General features: G+C 36.5%; 19 protein-coding genes, 1 tRNA gene and 1 pseudogene. 7 read left to right on the forward strand and 14 right to left on the reverse strand.

Annotated elements, in window-relative coordinates; translation table 11 throughout:
• Window positions 1–26 precede the first annotated feature (26 nt).
• From QNJ50_RS07265 to QNJ50_RS07280, 4 genes and pseudogenes are all read left to right on the forward strand, one after another.
• Window positions 27–395, forward strand: a complete 369-nt coding sequence (locus QNJ50_RS07265; protein ID WP_300633638.1) for a helix-turn-helix transcriptional regulator — start codon at window positions 27–29, stop codon at window positions 393–395.
• Window positions 392–1,039, forward strand: coding sequence for an ImmA/IrrE family metallo-endopeptidase (locus QNJ50_RS07270; RefSeq protein ID WP_300633640.1), 648 nt, complete (start codon window positions 392–394; stop codon window positions 1,037–1,039). Before QNJ50_RS07265 ends, QNJ50_RS07270 begins: the two co-directional genes overlap by 4 nt.
• A gap of 868 nt (window positions 1,040–1,907) precedes the next feature.
• Window positions 1,908–2,369: pseudogene (locus QNJ50_RS07275) on the forward strand (MFS transporter); the annotation flags it as partial.
• 417 nt (window positions 2,370–2,786) lie between these two features.
• Window positions 2,787–4,070 carry a nitric oxide synthase oxygenase gene (locus QNJ50_RS07280; protein WP_300633642.1) on the forward strand — a complete coding sequence of 428 codons (1,284 nt, stop codon included), beginning with the start codon at window positions 2,787–2,789 and terminating at the stop codon, window positions 4,068–4,070.
• 303 nt (window positions 4,071–4,373) lie between these two features.
• Here QNJ50_RS07280 and QNJ50_RS07285 read toward each other — a convergent pair whose 3' ends face one another.
• The 6 genes from QNJ50_RS07285 to QNJ50_RS07310 all read right to left on the reverse strand — a co-directional run bounded on the left by QNJ50_RS07285 (window position 4,374) and on the right by QNJ50_RS07310 (window position 9,933).
• Window positions 4,374–5,414, reverse strand: a complete 1,041-nt coding sequence (locus QNJ50_RS07285; RefSeq protein ID WP_300633644.1) for a cyanophycinase — start codon at window positions 5,412–5,414, stop codon at window positions 4,374–4,376.
• Window positions 5,415–6,292: 878 nt separating this feature from the next.
• Window positions 6,293–7,981 (reverse strand): metallophosphoesterase family protein, encoded by a 1,689-nt coding sequence (locus QNJ50_RS07290; RefSeq protein ID WP_300633646.1) that lies wholly within the window; start codon window positions 7,979–7,981, stop codon window positions 6,293–6,295.
• Window positions 7,982–8,390: 409 nt separating this feature from the next.
• Window positions 8,391–8,464 (reverse strand) — tRNA-Pro (locus QNJ50_RS07295).
• Window positions 8,465–8,652: 188 nt separating this feature from the next.
• Window positions 8,653–9,018, reverse strand: coding sequence for a DUF1818 family protein (locus tag QNJ50_RS07300; RefSeq protein WP_300633648.1), 366 nt, complete (start codon window positions 9,016–9,018; stop codon window positions 8,653–8,655).
• A gap of 113 nt (window positions 9,019–9,131) precedes the next feature.
• Window positions 9,132–9,659 carry a hypothetical protein gene (locus tag QNJ50_RS07305; protein WP_300633650.1) on the reverse strand — a complete coding sequence of 176 codons (528 nt, stop codon included), beginning with the start codon at window positions 9,657–9,659 and terminating at the stop codon, window positions 9,132–9,134.
• Between the two features lie 37 nt (window positions 9,660–9,696).
• Window positions 9,697–9,933 (reverse strand): DNA-directed RNA polymerase subunit omega, encoded by a 237-nt coding sequence (locus QNJ50_RS07310; RefSeq protein WP_027843726.1) that lies wholly within the window; start codon window positions 9,931–9,933, stop codon window positions 9,697–9,699.
• A 690-nt stretch (window positions 9,934–10,623) separates the two neighbouring features.
• Here QNJ50_RS07310 and QNJ50_RS07315 point away from each other — a divergent pair.
• Complete coding sequence (locus QNJ50_RS07315; RefSeq protein WP_300633653.1) at window positions 10,624–11,358, forward strand: TerC family protein; 735 nt, start codon at window positions 10,624–10,626, stop codon at window positions 11,356–11,358.
• A gap of 195 nt (window positions 11,359–11,553) precedes the next feature.
• Here QNJ50_RS07315 and ndk read toward each other — a convergent pair whose 3' ends face one another.
• Entirely contained in the window at window positions 11,554–12,003 is a 450-nt protein-coding gene (ndk, locus tag QNJ50_RS07320) for a nucleoside-diphosphate kinase (protein WP_300633655.1), read from the reverse strand.
• A gap of 750 nt (window positions 12,004–12,753) precedes the next feature.
• Between ndk and speA the strand changes: the two genes are divergently transcribed.
• Window positions 12,754–14,784: a biosynthetic arginine decarboxylase gene (speA, locus tag QNJ50_RS07325; protein ID WP_300633709.1), complete on the forward strand. Its 2,031-nt coding sequence runs from the start codon at window positions 12,754–12,756 to the stop codon at window positions 14,782–14,784.
• A gap of 318 nt (window positions 14,785–15,102) precedes the next feature.
• Here the strand turns inward: speA and QNJ50_RS07330 are convergent, their stop codons facing one another.
• The 4 genes from QNJ50_RS07330 to QNJ50_RS07345 form a co-directional block, all read right to left on the reverse strand.
• A complete protein-coding gene (locus tag QNJ50_RS07330) occupies window positions 15,103–16,272 on the reverse strand; it encodes an NDP-sugar synthase (protein WP_300633657.1) in 1,170 nt (389 codons plus the stop codon).
• A 239-nt stretch (window positions 16,273–16,511) separates the two neighbouring features.
• Window positions 16,512–17,348, reverse strand: coding sequence for a ScpA family protein (locus QNJ50_RS07335; protein ID WP_300633659.1), 837 nt, complete (start codon window positions 17,346–17,348; stop codon window positions 16,512–16,514).
• Window positions 17,349–17,409: 61 nt separating this feature from the next.
• Window positions 17,410–17,781: a LapA family protein gene (locus QNJ50_RS07340; RefSeq protein WP_300633661.1), complete on the reverse strand. Its 372-nt coding sequence runs from the start codon at window positions 17,779–17,781 to the stop codon at window positions 17,410–17,412.
• A 441-nt stretch (window positions 17,782–18,222) separates the two neighbouring features.
• Window positions 18,223–19,260 (reverse strand): AI-2E family transporter, encoded by a 1,038-nt coding sequence (locus QNJ50_RS07345; RefSeq protein ID WP_300633662.1) that lies wholly within the window; start codon window positions 19,258–19,260, stop codon window positions 18,223–18,225.
• Between the two features lie 184 nt (window positions 19,261–19,444).
• Between QNJ50_RS07345 and pdxH the strand changes: the two genes are divergently transcribed.
• Entirely contained in the window at window positions 19,445–20,089 is a 645-nt protein-coding gene (gene pdxH / locus QNJ50_RS07350; protein ID WP_300633664.1) for a pyridoxamine 5'-phosphate oxidase, read from the forward strand.
• A 23-nt stretch (window positions 20,090–20,112) separates the two neighbouring features.
• Here pdxH and QNJ50_RS07355 read toward each other — a convergent pair whose 3' ends face one another.
• The 3 genes from QNJ50_RS07355 to QNJ50_RS07365 form a co-directional block, all read right to left on the reverse strand.
• Window positions 20,113–20,343 carry a hypothetical protein gene (locus tag QNJ50_RS07355; RefSeq protein WP_300633665.1) on the reverse strand — a complete coding sequence of 77 codons (231 nt, stop codon included), beginning with the start codon at window positions 20,341–20,343 and terminating at the stop codon, window positions 20,113–20,115.
• 14 nt (window positions 20,344–20,357) lie between these two features.
• Window positions 20,358–21,974 (reverse strand): hypothetical protein, encoded by a 1,617-nt coding sequence (locus QNJ50_RS07360; protein ID WP_300633667.1) that lies wholly within the window; start codon window positions 21,972–21,974, stop codon window positions 20,358–20,360.
• 314 nt (window positions 21,975–22,288) lie between these two features.
• Window positions 22,289–23,131 (reverse strand): DUF3153 domain-containing protein, encoded by an 843-nt coding sequence (locus tag QNJ50_RS07365; protein WP_300633669.1) that lies wholly within the window; start codon window positions 23,129–23,131, stop codon window positions 22,289–22,291.
• Between the last annotated feature and the right edge of the window lie 13 nt (window positions 23,132–23,144).

Here is a 23,144-nt window from a genome sequence, read left to right on the forward strand (position 1 = left end):
GATTCTTGGATTAAAAGGAAAAAACCATGAGTCAGACCTTCGGTAAACTCATTCGTCAAGCTCGTAAGCAAAAAGAATATAGTCAACGCGAATTAGCTAAGTTAGTGGGAGTAAATTACACATACTTATCTAAATTAGAGAATGACCACGCAGGATATCCTCCTAGTGAAGACGTTATTGACTTGCTCGCAATTAATCTCGATTTAAGGGAACAAAAAGATGAATTAAGAAGACTTGCAGGAAGAATTACCCCAGATGATGCCAAAGTCTTTGAAGACCTGGTAAAACAATATAAACAAATGCCTGCCTTGCTCCGTAGGATGCGCGATGAGCCAAAATTTGCACAGGAAGTATTACAAAAGACTACTCAGGATACTGAGGAGAAACAGAGTTGAATGTCATTAAGTCATATAAGTTCTTACCTAAAGAACAAATAGAACGTCTGGCGCTAGACATTTTGAATCAGGTGCAAGCAACACGAAAGCGCCCCTTGAAAGGAAGATGTGTTGCTGAAACAGTTGCTGATTATTTAGATATAGGTGTTATTTGGCAAAGTATACCTCCTGATGATGAAGGGTATGTAGCGGCAATGATTTTTCCACTTCAAAAAGAAATCATTATTAACGATCAAATCCCAGAACTCGAAGGTGGTTTTGGGCAATCAACCATAGCTCACGAAATCGGACATTGGTTGCTTCATATTGACCAAAATGCTGTCGGTACATTCAAAGAAAGAATGAGTTCTGAAATAGGAATGACTATAGAACCGTTTTTATGTCGTAGTATTAACACTCAAAAAGAAATTGAATGGCAGGCTCAATATTTTGCTAGTTGTTTACTTATGCCTTTATTTAAATTAGAAGAAGCACGAAGAGGGCGTGACTTAACTAAATGGCGTCATTTGTATCCAATTGCAGATGAACTTGGGGTAACGATTTCTAATCTTACGCATCGCCTAAAAAGTCTTGGCTGGATTTATATACCTAAAGGTTCCAAGCAAATTTATTTAGGTAAAGCTCTTTCAAATAACCACCAGTAAATGCATTGAGCTTCATCCACGGTAATTGAGTTTATTCTTAATAAAAATCTTACTAAATCTCTTGATATTTACCAAGACGTAATTACCAATCTCTAATTCTTGTATTGCTTCTGTTCTCAATAATTCCTACCAATTACGATCAACAAATACCTTGCAATTAGTTAACATATGTTTACAATAAAACCAGGTTGATACCCATTTGGATGTCCGAGTGGATATCCATCCGGATAGTACCCGGAGTAGTATTCACTTGTCAGCAAGAATAGTCAGTGGATAGTAGTAACATCTCATAAGCTTCGAGCATAATTAGCATATCGATAACTGAAGAAAAAATGCTCGACAAAAAAGAACAATTCAAACATCAAAAATTTATCCAATTTTGTAAAAGACAAAATAACTAATATTTACAACAGTACTTATATCTAAATTTGACTTTATAAATAAGTTAAGCTGTTGTGCATTTTAAATGCACAACAGCAAGTCAAAAGTCAAAAGTCATTAGCGGATCCGTAAGGTAGCAGCTCCGGATCCGTAGGTAGCGCAGCTAGAGCCTGCGGCGTCGGCGAAGCCTCTAGCTATAGCGTGTCCGTAGGACATAATTGAAGAAGGTTTGAGACCTTGCTATCGAATAGAATAATGTACAAATTAGATGCGTAACAGCTTAATCATACTGTTTTTCTACTATTAAATTTTGACTGCATATTTATTTAGCATCTCTTAAAGCTATGTAATTAGGGACTTCAAAGTTTTATTCATATTCGTAAAAATTATCTTCTGCAATATTAGCTGTCTTTAAAACAGCTTCAAAATTACGTCTGTCCTTTGTCTTTTGTGTCAGATTTCGTTGTAAAACAACTTTATAAATCTGATGTTTTCTATTTCGCTATTATCCAGAAAATATATAATTCTACATTTAACTTGGTTCGCTTTTTTCCTATCGTTTTTAGTATGGTTTAGTTTTGCACCTTTTGTGCTCGAAGTTCACAACGATTTAAGTCTGACTTCGAAACAACTTAAAACCTTAGCTATTTGCAATCTAGCCCTAACGATACCAGCAAGAATCTTGATTGGGATGTTGTTAGACCGTTGGGGAGCGCGAATCACCTTTGCTGGAGTCCTAGTGTTTGCTGTAATTCCTTGCTTTATGACTGGATTTGCAACTAGTTTTCACCAACTTGTCTATAGCAGTTTGACTATGGGTGTAGTGGGTGCAGGTTTTGTGGTGGGAGTACGCATGGTTGCAGAATGTTTTCCACCCCAAGAGATTGGTATTGCTCAAGGAATATACGGTGGTTGGGGTAATTTTGGTGCTGGTGCAACATTTAGCATAGTTCCTTTAATCAAGCGGGAAATTACTGGACAAATTGCAGGTAATGTTGGTGCTTATGGGAATGTGGGTGGTGTACTTTTTCTAACTCTTTATAACTTTAGCGATACTCAAACCTTGTTTAACACTATGGCTATAGCGTTGATTTGTACAAGTTTATGTGTCTTTTTCCTCAAGGAACCTAATAATTAGTTTGCGATAAATTTATTCATTATCAATTTATTTCCTACAAATTTATTAACTCTAAATCTAATCTATTAATCAATTTGAATATTTAAGTATTTGCTATTTAGCTGCTATTCGAGCAACACCGGAAATAGTTAGTTGATAGTAGCCATATCCCCTGCATCATTACTCAGGATTCTTTGTAAATTTACTCCACATGTATTGATAAATAAACAAATATATTTTGCAGAAAAGATGAATCAGAAAATAAGAGTTAAATCAATTATTGAACAATACCGTTATTTATTTCCTGCAAGTTTAAAAAACAATCAATTAAGTAAACAATTAAAAACATCAAGTAAAATAAATCCAGATAAGATAAATTTAGCTCAAATAAACTCAAGCAAGATAAAATCAGTTCAAAACTCTATCATCTCTGAAGCTGCAGAATTCATCAAACTTTTCTATAAGGAAAACAATCTATCAATTGCAAATCTTGAGAAACGACTGATTGAAATATGTATTGAAGTCGAAAAAACAGGAACATATCAACAAACTAAAGAAGAAATTACCTATGGTTCCAAAGTCGCTTGGCGAAATAGTTCGCGCTGCATAGGAAGAATATTTTGGCAGACATTAACCGTTCGTGACTTGAGACATTTGTCAACTGCAGAAGAAATCTTTCAGGCAATATTAGAACATATTCAGTTAGCAACAAATGGTGGCAAAATTAGACCGGTAATTTCAATTTTTCCAGCTAATCAACCAGGAAGATCAGGTATTCGGATTTGGAATCCTTTACTAATCCGCTATGCAGGTTACGAACAGCCTGATGGTACAATTATCGGCGATCCAGCACAACTCGAACTTACAAAAATCTGTCAGAGATTGGGATGGGAAAGTAAAGGTACTCCATTCGATATTTTGCCATTAATTATTCAAATACCAGGAGAAAATCCACAATTATTTGAAATTCCTCAAGACATAGTTTTAGAAGTTCCAATTACCCATCCCGAATTACCTTGGTTTGCAGATTTAGGTTTAAAATGGCATGCTTTACCTTGTGTTTCTAGTCATTGTTTAGAAATTGGTGGAGTGTCATATTCTGCAGCACCATTTAATGGTTGGTATATGAGTACGGAAATCGCTTCCCGCAACTTTGGTGATGCTCATCGCTACAATTTACTTCCCATAATTGCTGAAAAGTTAGGATTGGATACTCGTTCTAAATTATCCTTATGGAAAGACAGAGCATTAATTGAATTGAATACCGCTGTGTTACATTCATTTAGTAATAGTGGCATTTTAATGGTCGATCATCATACAGCTTCAGAGCAATTCATGATGCATTGTAAGCGCGAAGCTAGTGAAGGTAGAACTGTTCCTGCTGATTGGGGCTGGATTATTCCACCAATTTCAGCTTCAGCAACCAAAGTATTTCATCAAGAATTTGAAAATATACTTTTAAAACCTAATTTATTTCCCCAACCCGAACCTTGGAAAAATTTAGGAGCGCGAGGAAAATGTCCATTTCATTAGGATTTTAAGTAAGGAGTCAGGAGTAAGAAGTAATGAGTAATGTTAGCGCCCAGCGTTAGCGTACCGGATCCGTAGGTAGCGCAGCTAGAGGCAGCCTGCGACGTCGGCGAAGCCTCTAGGTATTGCGGGGGGCGCGTAGCTAGCGTAAGCGTACCGGACGGATCCGTAGGTAGCAGTTCCGTAGGTAGCGCAGCTATAGCTAGAGCCTGCGGCGTCGGCGAAGCCTCTAGGTATTGCGCACAGTAATGAGTAATGAGTGTTAGGGTTGCGTAGCGTGAGCAATTGAGTTGAAAATCATGAATTTTAATATCTTATTTCTTCTCTTCGAAAACCAGAGTAACCACCTGTCGTAAACCAATATTCCCAACTTCCTCCAGAAGCTGTTAACCAGTTATTCAAATCGAATAAACCACTTCCTTCAGGGGTTCCAGAAATTCTATAAACTTTAATTGCTCGTCCATAATTATCCCAAATTAAAGGCGAACCGGGTTGTATTTGTTCGGGGAAAGCACCATTAGTTTGTAAAAAGTAAGCATCTTGTCCCCGGTCAGAACCATTCCCAAAAACCCGAGCAATTCCCTTTTCATCAATACCTACAAATGCACCTTCTTCTAAACCAATACCATAAACTTTATGATTCTCAGCCACCATAATTCGAGCCATTAACCCAAAGATTCTTCCATACCTTGTTTCAGGATGGCGATCGTTACGTCTATCTAAATGAGTATCAGTAATAACATGTTTGAGATAAGGAACTTGAAGAAAATCACTGTGATAAATGTCTTTAGTATTGGTATGGAAAGGATCGTTCAAAATTTCTGAACTTATCAACCCTTGTCGAGAAGGTGCATAATAATAATCTCCTAAAATCGCCATCCCGGCACTGGTTCCAGCAACAGGAATTTTTTTATGATTAATTAAATAGTTAATAGCATCTTCTGTTGCTGTTCCTTCCCAGTAATCTTCATATTCATTCTGATCTCCACCAGCAAAGAATAAAGCATCAGCATTTTTAATATATTCCACTACATCAGGATTATTTGCTGCTTCTCGACTATCAATAGAAAGTTCTGCTGCAGAATTGATTAACTGACTATAATTATCCGCTACCCACTGGGCTTGTCTACCAATTCCCCTGCAACGTAAAACTAAATAATCCCCTAGATCGGATTGTTTCAGAAACCATTGAGTCGCAGCATCTTCTCCTACAGTTCCTCCTTCTGCACCACCAATTAAAAGAATGGCAGGTTTTTGAGCAGAAATCTTAACTTTTCCATACTCTAAAAAATATTCATAGTTTTTACTATCGTCTGTTTGTCTAAAATCGGAGATTTTTCTTGTCATAAACTGGTTACCTTGACTTCTCGTAAATAACACTTTTGTGAAATTACTGCATAGCAACACTTCCTACCGGTCAATCAATGTTTTGGCAAAGTACCAAGGATTGACCTTAAAGGATAGTAGAAGCTGATAAATAAATTAATGATTTGTAATGTTTTATACTTTTAATGACGACATGTATTTTCAAACTATTATTCTTAGTACTTGCTGACTTTTGAATCTCTATAAATCCACTGGAAAAGGAGAATATGAAAAGATTTACACCTTTAGTAATTTGGATTTAAAAGGTAGAACTTAGCTTGAATACATACCCTATTTTTGTTTTCTGCGATTTAATTCCATTCCATTTTTTACTATTTCTGTTTTTTGATTTCTGTTCAATTTATCAACTATGTAGGGAGTTAATTGTTCGTCGTTACACTTTATTAAAATGCGATTGCTAGGCAGAGAGAGATATCTTTCAGGTATATTGCTTTGCACGCACTTACAGCGAACACGCGGAACGCCTCTTAGAGGTTTATCGTTGTTTTGTATGTTCTTTTCCTAAAGGAGAAATAACATTGGCTACATAAACTTAAAAACTAGTTAAAACATATATAGTATCTGTTTACTTATAGCTGCAAATCCGCAAAAATAGCTATGTATAAAAATATAATCAGTAGAGCTTTAATTCAATATCGCATTAGTTTAGTTAACGTTCTTGTTGCATCACAAGAAAATGTCGGGTATAGAAGGGTAATTGGTAGCGATCGCTAATTTATAGGACAAAACCAACTGATGCAATTTAATTAATATTAACCATGATGGTGAAAGTGATGCAAAAATCTCAGCCCATTCAACTTTTATTGTAGTAATTTAAACAGATGTGAGGAGAAGCAGCTTTACTTTAATTCAAATTCGTCAAACTTAATTGCTTCAGATTCAGGTTTACGAGTATCAAATAAATAACTACTTACCTTACCACTACCGGTATCAAAAATACTAAAAACTGTAATTTCATTACTAGAAATATAAGGTAAAGGTTCGCCATCCTCGCTGACCATTGGTGCAATTGTGGGAACTACAGGTTCTAAACCATAGGGATCGCCAGTTTCAACATAATTTACATCAGCACTTCCATCGCTATTTTTTGGTATATGTTTTCGCTTTTTTTCCCCATAACTCGCACCATAGGAATTACCAACATTCGAGGTTTCTAAAAAGTGCATTCCTTTGGGACTAACAAACCGATTCCATAGGTGAGAATGTCCGTAAAAAATTAGTTGTACCCCTGCTTCTTCAAGTAAAGGAATTAAGTCTTGGGTAATATAATCTTGTTCTTTGGGATATTCATAATGCACTTCTTTTGTTCGACCATCTTCATCCGATGTAACTACTTGTACGGGATTGGTATATGCTGGGACAATATTACCTCCTAAAGTATGGGGAGGATGGTGTAGCATCACAACTTTATATTTTGCTTGTTTAAATTCCAAACTATCAAGCTCTGATTTTAACCAATTATATTGAGCGCTACCTTTACTAATTGGTTCGTATATATGTTGTCCGTAACCCCAGTTTTCCGGATTATCTAAATTTGCTTCTGGTTCTGCGTATTTTCCTTTGCGTCCATTTTCAGTGGTATGAAAACGCCACATTCTAGTTGCATACAAAACAACTAAACGTACATCACCAAAAGTAACAGCATAATAAGTTTTCCCCCCTTCCTGACTTTGGGGAAGAGTAAAAATTTCCTCGTAAGTATCGCTATTAAAAGAATTATTTTTTAGAGATTTGTTATTCAAAGATTTATCATCTAAAGATTCCTCACCATAAAACTTTCGGGCAAATTTCCGGGGGATAGTATCCTTAAATTCATCCACTAGACTTTTCTCCCGTTCAAAACGTCCCATAATTTCATGATTCCCAATACAGGTAAACATGGGTGCGTATTGAATAATTTGTCCGCCAGTATAAATATTTTCCCTACCTTCATGTGTGATCGCATATTTAGCACGACCTTGCAAACAAGGGAAAAAACCATTACCCCGATTATCATCAAACCATTCACTAGCGCGATCGGGAATATTTACTAGATCTCCAGCGAACCAAACCACATCAACTCTTCCAACAGTTTCTACTACTTTTTGAAGATTTGCTGCTACCATCGGTTTGATTTGATGGTCGGAAGTCAAAAGTATTTTCAAGGGGACATTGGGTGGTGGTGAGGGAGTAAGTGTAAATATACTACTACTTACTGTTTTTCCATCTCCCATTACGCTGGTAACGCGATAACTAACCCGTTTCCCAGGAGTTAAATTAGTTAGTTCGGCTTCATGTCGCCAAATATTTCGCTTTACAGGATGTTTGTAAATTTGTCCATCTTCTATTTGCTCTCCAACTCTTGATTTTTGGTCTTCTCGTACCCGACTAAGTTGAGTTGTTTTGGCAAATACCGTTTGAGCAAGATTTTCACCGTATGCAACTAGGTGTCCATCACCATCAAACTCAGAGAACCAAACAACTCTTACGGAAGTTTCAGTCGGTAATTGTAAAAATGGATCTGTAAGCAGTTTGGGGGCTGATAGCATATACATAATCACCTAGGTAAACGCACGCTTACCAGGTTAAGGTATCATTTATTAAATTTATAGAAAGTAAGGTAAGAACCAGAAGAAACTAAACACTAATAACCACTTTACTTTATTTCTTTTTCAAATAGAAATCTTTTAGAGGTCAGATATTATTTGCAATAACTGGAATATCACATATCTACATAACATATCTACATATATGAATCGTTGTGTAAAAATGGCTGTGCAAAAATAGATATCTTAAAATTATTTTGCAAACACTAATTATTTGATAGCGATCGCAATCACTACCAGAGCTAAATATCTATCAAAAGCAATCCTCTAATTTTATATTTGTAGAGGATATATCTTATTACAAATAATGCTAAATATATATCTGTATTATTTATCTGTATTAATATATAAATCGGAGCGGCGGGATTTGAACCCACGACCTCCACTACCCCAAAGTGGCGCGCTACCAAGCTGCGCTACGCCCCGGAAAATTCGCCTAAACTTTGAAAAAATATTAGCGAACATCCAAGCTTATCAAGCCAACTAAAATATATTAACACAAACTTCAAAGAAAACAATAGATTTTTTGAAAAAGCGACAGGGTATTAGAGACTGGGGACTGGGGACTGGGGACTGGGCATTGACAATTGGGAATCAAGAACAGAGTTGATGAACTAAAAAACTTTCAACATCCCAGCAGCTTGCAATAAGCCAGGAACAGCAGAAGCTTCCCATTGACCTTCTACACAACGTCCAGTATTAAGAATAAAACGTAAACCATAAGCGTGGGGATAGCCTTCTACTTCCATCCACAACAAATCACTTTCAGCTTCACAAGCAATTTTTTCCTCATCCATTAACTCATAAGCAATTGTTTCTACACTTTGGGCTAATTGTTGTAGTAGCCGACAAAAGTCTTCTAGTTCTTGAGTTGTGAGTTCGATCGCCCAATAATCCGTACCAACTAAACCTTGATATATGGGAGCATTCGGGTTCCAACCTATGCGCCAACCAGATCCACTTTTTACTACACGTTCCATGGGGAGATTGGTAATTGGTAATTGGTAATTGGTAATTGGTAATTGGTAATTGGTATCTAGTAACAGTCTTACTCCTGACTTCTGACTTCTGACTCCTGACTTCTGATTTCTGACTATTGAGATCTAGAAGTAAAAATATCTACAAGCACTTGTACCAAGGCGTTGCGCTCAGAACGACTTAAACTAGCAATAGCAGCGCGATCGCCCTCTAAGGGATTTTTCCTCAAAGTATCGTGACCTGGGTATTGATTATCATACATAATTTCGTTTGCACCCAAGTAATCAGCTAATGTTAACTTCCAATCCAGACGATAATTTGGAGCGCGTCCTTTTTGCCTGAGATGATATTGAATCATCCGTCGAGCTAAAGTATTGTTTTCTGCTACTTTACGCTTTCCTTTTGCGACATATTTATTTTCTTTGGGAAAGTCAGGCAATTTTTGATAAACTTGTCGCCAAATATTTCCAGAACTAGTGAATTGAGCTAATGCTGCTTGATGATTTACTAGTTCAAAACTAACTACACCAAAATTAAAAATTGCTGCTGTTAAAACCAGAATTAACCCCCGCTTAAAAGGGGGGTAGGTTTGACCGTTTTCTGGTTTGAGCAATTTTGCGAGCGGTTGCAATTTTTTGCTCATCCTTTGAGATTAAAAAGTTTATTATTTCCGATCTAATCTACATATCACCAATGATTTCTGGTTGTGTCAGTTCATCTGACATTTCGATAATTGCCCGCAATACAGGCTTCATCATTGCATCTTCAGCACTTTCAAAATCTTCGTAGCGCCTACGTTTGGCACGATTTGCTACCTGAACTGTAATTCGGTAACGATTTGAGGCAGCACTAATCAAGTCCTCAGCACGGTGCATAATCTGAGACTGAGTTGTCTCGAATTTGGAACGCTTGAGCATAATGACGCTATTGTTTCAGGTCTCTCTAAGTTTAGCAGTATCATTCTGATTTGAACTTATACCTTATCAGTTACCAGTTGTCAGTTACCAATTTATGGCTAACGCCACGCCCTTACGGGCTACATTTAACGCGCAATACTTGCAGTACCTTTGTACTACAAAGCGCACGCTTTGCTAACAAGTGATAAATCAATGCCAAACAATTTCAATGCCAAATACTTTATCGTTGACGAGATAGTTAATATATTTTGTCATAATTATTTATATACTTAGCAAATAAAAGAACAAATGAATTTTGTCACCTAAAACATGCATGCTACTTAGAAAAAGTAGTTAAAAATACTACTTGAACTTCAAAAATAAATTTATTCTCAAAAATTCACCAACCTCAGCAAACACCTTGACTAAGCTTATCAAGTTGAATTTTAGATTTGTATTTCTCAAAACCTATATAGGTTAAAAGAAAAAACTATTAATACATAAACTTACTGCTGCAAGTTAAGCTGGATTAAAGTAGCGACTTGCGGGATTTACGCTTTCTCTAACCGAAGAATAAAGGTTTTGAGATTTTTACTTCTCCCAAAACTTCTTTATATTACGAGAAATGACGTCATTTCCCGATGTGTTGCGCTATTTACATTAAAAGCTTTATACCCGATCGTTTTTCATTCGCGCTGCTAAAAAATTCGGATGCTAGACCAAATTTTTGAATACCTCCACTTTAATTTCAGTGTAGAAGCTCCTATAGTTCTGCTGTTACTGATCTTTTTAGAAGCAGTTCTATCTGCTGATAACGCAATTGCATTAGCTGCGATCGCTCAAGGCTTAGACGACAAAAAGCTAGAAGAAAAAGCACTTAATATTGGTTTGATATTCGCCTACATATTGCGAATTGGTTTACTTTTGACAGCTACCTGGGTAGAAAATTTTTGGCAATTCGAGCTTTTGGGTGCAGCATACTTACTATGGCTAGTATTTCAACATTTTTCATCTGAGGAAGATGAAGAACATCACCATCATGGTCCTCGGTTCAGTTCTTTGTCGCAGGTTATACCAATAATTGCTTTAACAGATTTAGCATTTTCTTTGGATAGTGTTACCACCGCAATTGCTGTTTCTGATGAGACCTGGTTGGTAATAGCGGGTACCACAATTGGAGTAGTTACTTTGCGGTTTATGGCTGGTTTGTTTATCCGTTGGTTGGATGAATTTGTCAATTTAGAAGACGCAGGTTACATGACAGTTGCTTTGGTAGGCTTGCGCTTATTAGCCAAGGTATTTAATGAAGCTTTTGTACCCCCACAATGGTTAATGGTTAGTATCATTGCTGTGATTCTTGCTTGGGGATTTTCTAAACGAAATGTCGCCGAACTGGCAAAAACAAGCGAGCACAATGAAGCATACAAAGAAATCAAAGGACAATAGCTTATTCCTCAAAACAGGTGGGTGTTAGCCTAACCCTTGATCTAGAAATGGGAGATGAGGAAATTTTGAGTGCAATAAGTCTGGAGGACATACATGCTTGCGACCACAAGCTATGATTTACTCTTACAAAAGGATAATCTAACTCTTGTCTTTATTCCCCATTTCCCATTTTCTAAGTGTGAATGTAATTGTGAATTATTCTTGTAACCAAGGTTTCATTTGTGATTCCCAAGAAACTAATTCTTCATCACTAAACCACAGAGAAATCTCTCTTTGGGCTGTTTCAATCGCATCCGAACCATGGATTAAATTGCGACCAATATTCACACCAAAATCACCTCGGATAGTTCCTGGTTCTGCTGTTAATGGATTGGTTGCTCCAATCATCTTTCTTGCAGCAGCAACAACACCTTCTCCTTCCCAAACCATGGCGACGATCGGTCCAGAAGTAATAAAATTGACTAAGCTAGAGAAAAATGGTCTTTCTTTGTGAACATCATAGTGAGATTCGGCTAATTCTTTGCTCACCTTCATGAATTTCATTCCGACAAGTGTAAAACCCTTGGTTTCAAAGCGTCGGACAATTTCACCTACCAATCCACGCTGAACTCCATCAGGCTTAATTGCTAAAAAAGTGCGTTCCAAAGCTATCTCCTAATATTTTGATGTATGTGGTTGTCATTTATCATGTGCCATTAGCCCCTTGTCCTTACTCATGAGTCATTGACGAAATTACTATGAGTCTCGACTAATTGCTCACTACAGATGACAGATGACCGATCAGAGTGTAGTTTATCTCAGAAATTGCAATACGAACACTAAAGTCAAGGTTGTAACTGAAGTTTTTATTTTTCCAGCTTGTTTGTTATCCAAGAGGGCATGAATTTATTGATTTAGTATCAACTGCCTGTATAAAATATTTGAGAGTTTCAATTTGAGTGCTTCAATTTGAGAGTTTCAAGATTTTGCAATCTAAAGTCTAGGGTTTTGAAGTTTAGGGTTCTAAAATTGAAAAATCTGAAATTGAAAAATCTAAAATTGAAAAATCTGAAATTGAAAAATCTAAAATTGAAAAATCTGAAACTGAGAAGCCTAAATTACCGAAACCTAAATCTTTGGAGTCTAAATCTTTGGAATCTAAATCTTTGGAATCTAAATCTTTGGAATCTAAATTTTTTCGTTCTTTCTTCTGACTTTTTGTAAATTAATTTTTTATAGATGAGTTTTTATAAATGAATTTTATTACCTATTTATTGAGTATATTTTGTCAAGTGTCTACTGATGCTAATGGTCTATGTTAGAACGTATAAGAAAGATAGCCAATTTTGATATTCTCCTCAAAAATAAATAGGTTAAATTGCAAGCTCGCCGGTGTTACATAAAGGTCAGGAAGAAATGGGTGTTAAGTCAACTGCTGCTTCCTCTGAGGTGGTAAATTCACATTCAGATAAGACGCCAGTCTCACTCAATGGCGGTAGGAAGAAACAAGATATACAGATGTTACCGCCATCTACAGTTCAGGAAGTACCACGTGACCAATGGACAATAGAAAAGAGTGAAGCACTTTACCGAATAGAAGGTTGGGGACAACCTTACTTTTCAATTAATGCTGCTGGTCATGTGACTGTTTCTCCGAAAGGAGATCGTGGTGGTTCTCTGGATTTATATGAGTTAGTAAATGCTCTCAAGCTACGAAATTTGGGTTTACCCCTGTTAATTCGCTTTTCTGATATCTTGGAAAATCGAATTGAAATTTTAAATGCTTGCTTTGCTAAAGCGATCGCCCGTTACAATTATCCTGGCGATTATTGTGGAGTTTTCCCCGTAAAGTGTAACCAACAACGTCATTTAATTGAAGATTTAGTTCGCTTTGGTAAACCCCATCAATTTGGTTTAGAAGCTGGTTCTAAGCCGGAATTAATGATTGCCCTAGCATTACTTGACACCCCGGGTGCACCATTAATTTGTAACGGTTACAAAGACCGCGAATATATAGAAACGGCTATGTTAGCCCAAAAAATTGGGCAAATGCCAATTATAGTTTTAGAACAAATTGAAGAAGTCGATCTGGTCATTGAGGTCAGCGAACAATTGGGAATTAAACCCGTCCTTGGTGTTAGAGCTAAACTTAGCACTAGAGGAATGGGACGCTGGGGAACATCTTCTGGAGATCGTGCTAAATTTGGTTTGACAATTCCCGAAATTATTAATGCAGCAGATAAGCTCAGGGATGCCGATCTGTTAGATTCTTTCCAACTGTTACATTTTCATGTCGGCTCACAAATTAGCGCAATTAACGTAATTAAGGACGCCATTCAGGAAGCCAGCCAAATTTATGTGGAACTGGCATTGCTGGGCGCAAACATGAAGTATCTTGATGTTGGTGGTGGTTTGGGTGTAGATTATGACGGTTCCCAAACTAATTTTTATGCTTCCAAAAATTACAATATGCAAAACTATGCCAATGATATTGTGGCAGAGTTAAAAGATACATGTGCAGAAAGAAATATACCTGTACCAACACTTATTAGTGAAAGTGGACGAGCAGTTGCATCCCATCAATCAGTGTTAATTTTTGATGTACTCAGTACATCTGAAGTACCCTTTGAAGCGCCAGAACCACCACAGGAATGTGAGTCCCAAGTTATTAGTTATCTGTGGGAAACTTATCAATTAATCAGTGAAGAAAATTATCAGGAAGCATATCACGATGCAGCCCAATTTAAAGAGGAAGCAATCAGTCGATTTAATTTAGGAATTTTACCACTCAGAGAACGCGCCAAAGCAGAGCGACTTTACTGGGCTTGTTGTCATAAAATTCTTGGTATTACCAGACAACAGGAATATGTCCCTGATGATTTGGAAGACTTAGAAGAAATAATGGCTTCCATTTATTATGTCAATCTTTCAGTATTTCAATCAGCTCCAGATTGTTGGGCTATTGATCAGTTATTTCCAATAATGCCCATTCACCGTTTGGATGAAGAACCAACCCATAGAGGGATTTTAGCAGATTTGACCTGCGATAGTGATGGAAAGATTGACCGCTTTATCGACCTTCGAGATGTGAAGTCGGTATTAGAATTGCATGCTTTTAAAACTGGAGAACCGTACTACTTAGGTATGTTTCTAAATGGAGCTTACCAAGAAATAATGGGGAACCTACATAATTTATTTGGGGATACAAATGCAGTTCATATTCACCTAACACCCAAAGGATATCAAATCGAACATGTTGTTAAGGGTGATACAATGAGTGAAGTGGTAAGTTACGTGCAGTATGACTCGGAAGATTTGGTTGAAAAAATTCGCCAACGCTGCGAACTTGCTTTGGAAGAGAAGCAAATTACTTTATCAGAATCCCAAAAATTATTACAAACCTACGAGCAAAGTTTGAGTCGGTATACTTATTTGCTCAAAAGTTAAATTATTTGCTCAAAAGTTAAAATTTAGTCACAAGTGAAAAATCAATCAAAAGTTTAAAATTTTGACTGTTTGTGATGTGAAAATCTCATAATACTGTCATAACATCCTACTGCTGCAATTGGTTATGAACCTTAAATTTTGACTTTTAAATTCATTCTGAGCGACTCCTCCCCCCAAACTTTGTGGGGAGGGAGAAATAATTCACCAGCATTAAAGAAATATCGGATATAACAGATTGCTGATGTTAGGAGCATAAAAAACCCCAATTAAACAGTATTTATTAATATGGGGATGTTAATTTGCGAACAACTACTTGTGTTAGCTGCCATTAGTTTGTAACAATTCAGCGATCGCTTGTCTTTCCATAGGGGTTGTAGATGGTGGCTTTTGACGAGTATCTGTAATCAACCAATCTAAAGATGCTGCTTGAACGTCAATTGATGCACCAGTTTTATCCACGCAATAGCGTCCAAAGACTAATTTGTCAACTAATCTAACTCCTGCTCCTAAACGAGAATATTCGAAGATTACGCTATTTTCTACCGTTGCATCACTGCACACCCAGCAATTGGGACCAATCATCGTTGGACCAATAATTTTTGCCCCATCTTCAATTTTGGTCATTGCACCAATATAAACAGGACCTTGAATATCAACTTTATCCCAATTTACATTTACGTTCAGACCAGTATAAACTCCCGGTGCAACTTCATGACCGGGTATGCCAACGTTCTTAATTTTGCCTGTTAATACTCCTTGAATTGCCTGCCAGTAATCCGGTACTTTACCAATATCTACCCACTGAAAATCCATTGGTATCGCATAAAAAGGAGCACCGATATCTACCAGTTTAGGAAATAACTCCCCACCAATATCGTACTCTACCCCTGAGGGGATGTAGTTGAATATTTCTGGTTCAAATATATAAATACCAGTACTAATGTTAGTACTTTTGGCTTCTTCTACCTTGGGTTTCTCTTGAAATTCTTTGACACGACCCTCTTCATCAGTAACGACAATCCCATAACTCGAAACCTGATCCTTAGGAACAGATTTCATCACAATAGTTGCAATTGAACCTTTAGATTTATGCCACTTTACCGCTTCTGTCAAGTCTAAATCAATTAAAGCATCACCACACAAAACCACAAAGGTATCATCAAAGAAGGGAGAAAAATCCTGAATTCGTTTCATCCCTCCTGCAGAACCAATCGCTTCACCTACTAATTTGCCGTTATCATCAATCCTTCCCTCAAAAGAATAGGCGATCTGCACGCCAAAACGTTGACCATCGCGGAAATAACTTTCTATTTCCTCAGCCAAATGGCTAACGTTGACCATAATTTGATCGAATCCATGTTGACGCAGCAACTCCAACAAAAATTCCATCACTGGCTTTTGTAGGATGGGGATCATTGGTTTGGGTGTAACGTAGGTAATAGGACGAACGCGAGTTCCTTTACCCGCTGCTAGAATCATCGCCTTCATAGATATTTATTCCTCAACCAAAAGCCAGTTTACGATCGTCAAGTGATACTTAGTCATCAGTTTATTTGTGTTCTTAGTCATCACTGTGCCGGATGGATTAATATTCAACTCCTTACTTATTCAATTCATAAGGAGTTGTAGGAAAATCCATTATCTATCTTTAACCTATTTACTCAGATTTTGGGTTTTACTAAAAAAAACTCCATGAAATAAAAACTTGGGTCGCAAGTTAGCCCGCATTAGTTTGTTGATATATCTAAAGGTTGCTCGGGATTACTAGCTCGAGCAAGCAAACGAACTTTCACTTCTTGGTAAAAGCCCTCTTGAAATAATTCAACTTTTGATTGTGCTGATAGTAACAACAAAGCCCAAAATACGCTCACAGTATGGGAGTTAGGGGACTCATGACTGGGATTTTTCAACTGTAACTGTGTTTTCTGAGTCCATAATGTTACTAATTCCTCTAAGTTGACCCAGTTATGTTCTAATTGTAACTCTGAAGCAGAATGGTATAAAACTTGCTCTAACTCCCCTGCAACTTCCGTAAGATTTTCTTGGTGAGCTAGATCGAGTGCCGCCCGCATAGTTCTGACAGTCGGAACTCGATTGCGACGGGGAGGCTTATTCCCCTTTTGCACTAATTTGAGTTGGCTTGCCATAATCTGTAACTGCTCGATCAGTTCTGGCAAAGTTACAGGGCGTTTGGCGGGCGGCATTGCTGCAGGACGACGGCGTAGTTGTCGCTCTAATGGGAGTCTGCCAGTTTTATAAAGTAATAAATTATCTTCATCCCCTCCTAATTCGTCTTCTGGCAAAACTTCTTCATCAACTTCTGGAGTAAGTTGCATTTGCATCAAGGTGTTTGCCTTGAATAAAACCAGCATTGAAGCTGACAAAAAAGCTTGCCCTGACTGAGATAGATCGGTTTCGTAATTTCGCGATCTTTTTTGGGGTGCCATTAATTCCAAGTATCGATCTATCACCTCTATTACCTGTACATCCCAAGGATCGATTTTTCCTTGTTCTGCTTGGTAAATTAATTGCTGAATTGTCTCTAAAAGCTCCGAAGCATCCATTTACACACCCAGAGTCAAAAATTCACAATATAAAAGGTGATAACCTTATTTTTCATATTTCCTAATCAGCATTTGCTTCTTGCAAATCTTTGGTTTGCATTTCAGCTGCTGGAGGAAGTGCAAGTTTTAAGGATTGAACTTCCTCTTGATAATTTTCTATCTTGCTCTTTAATTCTCGAATCTCCATATTTTTTTGCCGAACTTTTTGGCTGGAGATTAAATTTTGTTGTAATTGGGTCCAGACACTAAATAACCATGCCAAAATTGCTCCCAAGCCAACTGCTAGCAGGAACTCCACAACAACTGGTGCTTTTACCTCAAGGTTGGGGAGAATTTGAATCGTTGCTGGCTCGCTGTTCTGGATGGCAAATAAGACCAAACCCAAACCAAGAATAAAAATAATAACAAAGTTTAATTGTCTGACTGGAAACATTGCACTAAATTTAGGAAGTAATTAGTTAGGTTTAAGTTTTTATTTGAAACTGATAATCAGTTTTTTAGCCAATAGAACTTTATGGTCATACAACTTTTGATTTTTCTTGTTTAGATAAACCTCTTAGCTGTAGTTCACGGCAAAATAATATGAGCATAAAATCAACGAATCAAGTATAGCATGATATTTTTATCTAAATTTAATATAAAAATTAATAGAAATTTTAAAAGTATAGAGATTTTTTGGGGATCTGAGTTCTACCCAGATAAATTTAAATAAAGATAGTTTGTTAGTTTTTTGATATTAAGCTGAATATAAGAAAATTTCAGATTTATTTATTTTTTATGCTTGGTTTTGTGGAATTTGTGGTTAAAAAACTGTAGATAATATATTTAGCTAAACAAGTAATAGGATTTAACCTCTATTTCTTCCCATTTACCCCTAGGAATTATTGTGCTTTAAAGTATCAAATGTATCTTTAATTGTTCCAGCAATAGGAATTGCAATTAGTGTCCCAAACAATCCGGCAATTTCAAATCCAATCAGTATAGACACCAAAATCCAAACAGGATTTAAGCCAATAAAATCACCAAGTAATTTTGGAGTGAGCAAATTATCTTTAAGTTGTTGAATCAAGATTGCGACTGCTGCAACTTCAATTGCAAGCCAGAAATTTTGCATCAAAATTAATACAGTCACTAAGCCAATACCTAAGGTTGCTCCCACAAAAGGGATGAGTTGGGAAATGCCAATAATTATGGCAAATAATAGGGCAAATGGTACTCCTAGCAAAAAGAAAATAGGTGTAAGGCTTACCACCATGAATAGTGCAAGCAAAATTTGACTCAAGAAGTAATAGTGAAAATTAAGTTGTAATGACTTGGCAAAAGGGACGCGAATTTTTTTTGGTAGTATGTTTATTAAACCGTGCCACACTCCTTTACCAGAAAGCAGCATATAAAAACTTAAGACGACAATTAATATGAAATTAATTAGTGATGAAAACAAACTTCCCGCAAATCCCACAGCACCTTCAGGAATTTGCTGAACTAAATTTTGAATGTAAGTATTAACTTGTACGCTAATTTGTTTAAAATCTAAAGGTAATCGTCGCCTTCTAGCTAAATCTGCCAAATGTTCTATGTTAGTTTGGGAAGCAGTTAACCAATCAGGAATTTGGTGTAGTAGTTGAATTGTTTGATCTATAACTATTGGTACAAGGGTAATAACTGAAATAACTAATAATGCTAAGGAGATTCCCAAAACAGTAATTACAGCTTGAGTTCGACTAAAGCGAGCGCGCTCTAAAAATTTGACTAAATAATTAAGTAAAAAAGCAAAAATAGCCGCTGTACCGACAAGAGTAATTGGGTGTTGAAAGTACCTAAATAGTAAAGATAGCAGCCAAATGTTAAGAGCAATAATTGGACCACTTAGACCATAGAATAATAAATTTTGCACAGAGGCAGAAAGGCGCATAGGAGCAATCTGTGTGATATGGGTTAGGCAGGATGTAATCTTTTACAAATTAAACTTTTACAGATTAAATTTTTGTAGATTGAACTTTTATAGATTAAATTTCTACAGATTAGACTCTTTACAAACTAAACTCTTTACAAGTAGGTTGATTAACTTTAGCTAGTCGCCAAGAATAAAAACACCGATGGATAGAACAGTAGCCGATCTTCGCAAAGATTACACCCTGCAAGAGTTAAATGAAACTGAGGTAGACCCTAACCCTGTTATACAATTTCAGAAATGGTTTGACCAAGCGTGTTCCGTTGACATACCAGAACCCAATGCCATGACTGTTGCGACAGTTAGTTCTGAAGGTAAGCCCTCAGCAAGGATGGTGTTGCTTAAAGACTATGATGGTAGGGGTTTTGTTTTCTATACGAATTACAATAGTCGAAAAGGTCAAGAACTAATAGCTAATCCCCATGCAGCGCTAGTTTTTTGGTGGGCACAACTCGAACGTCAAGTTCGCATTACTGGTAGTGTAGAGAAAATTTCGTCTCAAGAATCAGATAAATATTTTCACAGTCGTCCTTTTAACAGTCGTATAGGAGCGTGGACGTCTAATCAAAGCGAAATTGTTTCCAGTCGCGAAATTTTAGAGCAGCGCTTGCGAGAACTTCAAGCAAAATATCAAGATTTAGAAGTCCCGCGTCCTAACCATTGGGGAGGTTTTCGAGTCATCCCTGCGGAAATTGAATTTTGGCAGGGACGCTCCAGTCGTTTACACGACCGCTTACTATACAGTAAGTGTGATGGTGGTACTTGGGAAATAGAACGTTTATCACCTTGAATATCAAAGTTTTAGATATTTTTTTAGTTGGGAAAAAGTTTACTCTCATCATCATCCCAAGGCATAATATCTTGAGCAATTGATGAATGAATAGCATTATTTTTTTTCATCTTTTGAATTCGGCGCTGAGCACAAGGATATTTCATTAAAGTCAAGAATAGCCAGCGCCATTTATTCAAATTTAAGCTTTTTCCCTTAAATTTTCTGGTGGTAAGTTTTTTTGTATTTAACGTGGAATTTTTGTTTTTATTCATGAGAAATAATCACCTCACTCTAACCATTTACTTTCATTAAGTATTTTTTCTATAGCTTTAGCAAACTCCTCACCTTTCAGATTAGATAATTGCGAAAATCTATTAAGTTCCTTCAAGAGTACAAACTGCAACTCCGCAAAATTGCCTCGAATTTTTTGAAAGTCTGGGTCTTTCCCAGCCCACTTCCAAAAATTATTTTCAGTATTTCTTACCAAAGCATAAACAAGATAAGTTTGAGCTATTTTCTTGATGGAATCGCCTCCATAACCTTGAGTAAAAGTAATTGCATACCAAGTTGCCATACTGTAAATAAATGGCCCATTCATTTCTAGAGTCGCATCCCAATTTTTCTCAAGATACTCAATTTCATCTTTAGCCTCTTGAATTTGAACTAGATCCCCTACAAGTAATTGAGATATTGCTTTACGAATTCTGATTCTGCGAATTGACTCTTTATCTGTACATTTTTTTAATGCACTTTCATATTCCAAAATAGCTTTTCTTTGTAAATTTCTCCCATCACTAACATACCCTTTAATCTTCCCATCTTTAATGTTGCTAATTTGGCGTCCTTTAGTACTATAAATATCGGCAAGATTTTCATGAGGTTGATACCAGTTAGGGCATAATTTAATTGCTGCTTGGAAATCTTCGGTTGCTAGCTTATAAAAAAAGAAACCGTGAGTCGGAGCACTAGCATAATAAAGAACGCCAAAAAAATGATGAATTTGAGCTTGGTAGCGCGTGCGTTTTTTACCAAAGTAAAATTGGTGGGGTACTGCTGCAACCATTTCTCGTCGCGATAGTTCTATTGCTAACCACCGAGTAGCAGGTTTTAAAAGTAATCGGTAACGTTCTTTCAGGGATGGTAATGCATCACTGCTTTCCTCTTCTCCTTCTTCTTCTTCGCCTTCTTCTGCTTCTAATTTTTGCTCCTGGTTGTTTTCTAGGTTTAGGGGTGATTCCCAGACAGTATAAAGTTTAGAGGCTAGGTGACCTTCAATATCTGTAATTTCAAAAGTAATACCAATTTTTTCATTATTATTTCCTCGATTCTGGAGGATACTAGTAACTTTTGTCCCATAGGTTGGGAAAATTACATTTAATAGTTGTACTACTGGATCGATTTGATCCGGTGTGAATTCATTGAGGGAGTCAACTAAATTTGCTAATCTTTTGTCTGGGGTAGCTCTTGGCAATACTAACCTATCATTGGGGCGGTAGTTTTTCGGAGCAACTTTATCAACATGTTCTCTGAGTTTATTGTGAACGCCTCTCATTTCCCGCAGCAATCTTTCTCGAGCTAATTGACTCAATCCAGGTAGTACACTATTAAGTTCTTCATTTCCAGAAGCATTTTTAAAGTTATCAACTATTAATTGTGAATAACGATTCCAAATTAAAAATAAAATTCGTTGAATAATAATAGAAATTAGTAGAATTAGGGCAACTTTACCCAAAAAGAAAAGAATAGTAGTAATACTTTTTTCTAAACTTTCTAGATTTCTTACTAAATCTGTAAATGGAGTATTGATATCTGTTTTGAACGCTCTATAACTAGTTTCTTGGGAAGAAAATAGCCCAAATATGAATACAAATAAGATAACAAGTAGTAAAATCCGCTTATTCATTGGTTTGCTCTTTGTTATTTTGGTACTTGTCAGAATTTACAAATCAATTTGTTATCTCAAATTGTAAGAGCTAATTCATCAAGCAGATATTAAGAAGGCTGTATCTAAGTCTGAAATGTATACGCACTCATGATTCATCAATTTTTTATTCATCAATTTTTCGTTCTGATCAAAAATAGTTTTATAAACTCGCTGAATGAGTTATACGAACCTTGAAAAAATCAAAAAAAAATAGAGCGTTGTACGCTCATTAACAGTAAAAGACAATCGAAAATATTTAATTTTATCTTCCCAAAATGTAACTTTATTAATTTTCATTCAGTCGCTGTTGTCTGAGATAGATCCATTGCAGGAAGTGGAATAACAGTATATCTCAGGAAAATTCCACCCCAGATAAATAAAACTATCAACAATGTACCAATAGCAAAAGGATTAGGAAGCCAGAATACAACCTCGACATGGTTAAGTTTGCCAGATTTTAGTTGCCAAACAAGTTTATCTCCTTGTTTTTCTGCTGGAAGTGCATTTTCAGATTTCTCTATGTTCTTAGCACCCCAGGGTGTATTGAGAGCAAATTCCAAATCGAGAATTGAATCAGTATTAACTAAGGAATTACCCTTGGTTGAAATTAAGCCCAAAGAACGCAAATCCAAATTATAAATTAAGCGTTCGCGATTAAAGAAAATAAAGTTATTATCTGATACTACTAAGTTTGATTCGATTTGATTGAATTCTGAATTAGCTTGATTCTCTTTTGACTTGACCTTAGATTTAGAATTCTTCTTAGGAGTTGGGTGGAAAAATTTATTGAATTTCTCCTGCAACTCGTGTCCGCTACTAAAAGGTATGGTGACAATTAGTTCTTTTTGTGAAACTCGTTTGGTTTTTCCACCTACCTGACGAGCACTACTTTGAATATCATCTAACCAATCATAAACTGACTCGCCGCTAAAGCTGGTTAATCTGTCCCCTAATTGGATTTTTTGCACTAACTCACCACTATTAGCGTTATGAAAGGTTGTGCCAACATCATATTCTACACAACCCGATAGTAGTAGGGCTATTGCTACAATGCAAATTACACGACGCATTCGCCACAAAAGCTTTCCTATAAATGACAATGTGGTGAATGAATTTTTTTTGCTTAGTCTTGACATAAGCTTAATTGTG

Source organism: Mastigocoleus sp. MO_188.B34 (assembly GCF_030065675.1).
Classification (GTDB): domain Bacteria; phylum Cyanobacteriota; class Cyanobacteriia; order Cyanobacteriales; family Nostocaceae; genus Mastigocoleus.

What these genes read in the sequence shown, in the direction of transcription:
- QNJ50_RS07265 (WP_300633638.1), top strand. Translation starts at nt 27, where the DNA reads ATGAGTCAGACCTTCGGTAAACTCATTCGTCAAGCTCGTAAGCAAAAA.
- QNJ50_RS07280 (WP_300633642.1), top strand. Translation starts at nt 2,787, where the DNA reads ATGAATCAGAAAATAAGAGTTAAATCAATTATTGAACAATACCGTTAT.
- QNJ50_RS07285 (WP_300633644.1), bottom strand. Translation starts at nt 5,414, where the DNA reads ATGACAAGAAAAATCTCCGATTTTAGACAAACAGACGATAGTAAAAAC.
- QNJ50_RS07290 (WP_300633646.1), bottom strand. Translation starts at nt 7,981, where the DNA reads ATGCTATCAGCCCCCAAACTGCTTACAGATCCATTTTTACAATTACCG.
- QNJ50_RS07300 (WP_300633648.1), bottom strand. Translation starts at nt 9,018, where the DNA reads ATGGAACGTGTAGTAAAAAGTGGATCTGGTTGGCGCATAGGTTGGAAC.
- QNJ50_RS07305 (WP_300633650.1), bottom strand. Translation starts at nt 9,659, where the DNA reads ATGAGCAAAAAATTGCAACCGCTCGCAAAATTGCTCAAACCAGAAAAC.
- QNJ50_RS07310 (WP_027843726.1), bottom strand. Translation starts at nt 9,933, where the DNA reads ATGCTCAAGCGTTCCAAATTCGAGACAACTCAGTCTCAGATTATGCAC.
- QNJ50_RS07315 (WP_300633653.1), top strand. Translation starts at nt 10,624, where the DNA reads ATGCTAGACCAAATTTTTGAATACCTCCACTTTAATTTCAGTGTAGAA.
- speA (WP_300633709.1), top strand. Translation starts at nt 12,754, where the DNA reads ATGGGTGTTAAGTCAACTGCTGCTTCCTCTGAGGTGGTAAATTCACAT.
- QNJ50_RS07330 (WP_300633657.1), bottom strand. Translation starts at nt 16,272, where the DNA reads ATGAAGGCGATGATTCTAGCAGCGGGTAAAGGAACTCGCGTTCGTCCT.
- QNJ50_RS07335 (WP_300633659.1), bottom strand. Translation starts at nt 17,348, where the DNA reads ATGGATGCTTCGGAGCTTTTAGAGACAATTCAGCAATTAATTTACCAA.
- QNJ50_RS07340 (WP_300633661.1), bottom strand. Translation starts at nt 17,781, where the DNA reads ATGTTTCCAGTCAGACAATTAAACTTTGTTATTATTTTTATTCTTGGT.
- QNJ50_RS07345 (WP_300633662.1), bottom strand. Translation starts at nt 19,260, where the DNA reads ATGCGCCTTTCTGCCTCTGTGCAAAATTTATTATTCTATGGTCTAAGT.
- pdxH (WP_300633664.1), top strand. Translation starts at nt 19,445, where the DNA reads ATGGATAGAACAGTAGCCGATCTTCGCAAAGATTACACCCTGCAAGAG.
- QNJ50_RS07355 (WP_300633665.1), bottom strand. Translation starts at nt 20,343, where the DNA reads ATGAATAAAAACAAAAATTCCACGTTAAATACAAAAAAACTTACCACC.
- QNJ50_RS07360 (WP_300633667.1), bottom strand. Translation starts at nt 21,974, where the DNA reads ATGAATAAGCGGATTTTACTACTTGTTATCTTATTTGTATTCATATTT.
- QNJ50_RS07365 (WP_300633669.1), bottom strand. Translation starts at nt 23,131, where the DNA reads ATGTCAAGACTAAGCAAAAAAAATTCATTCACCACATTGTCATTTATA.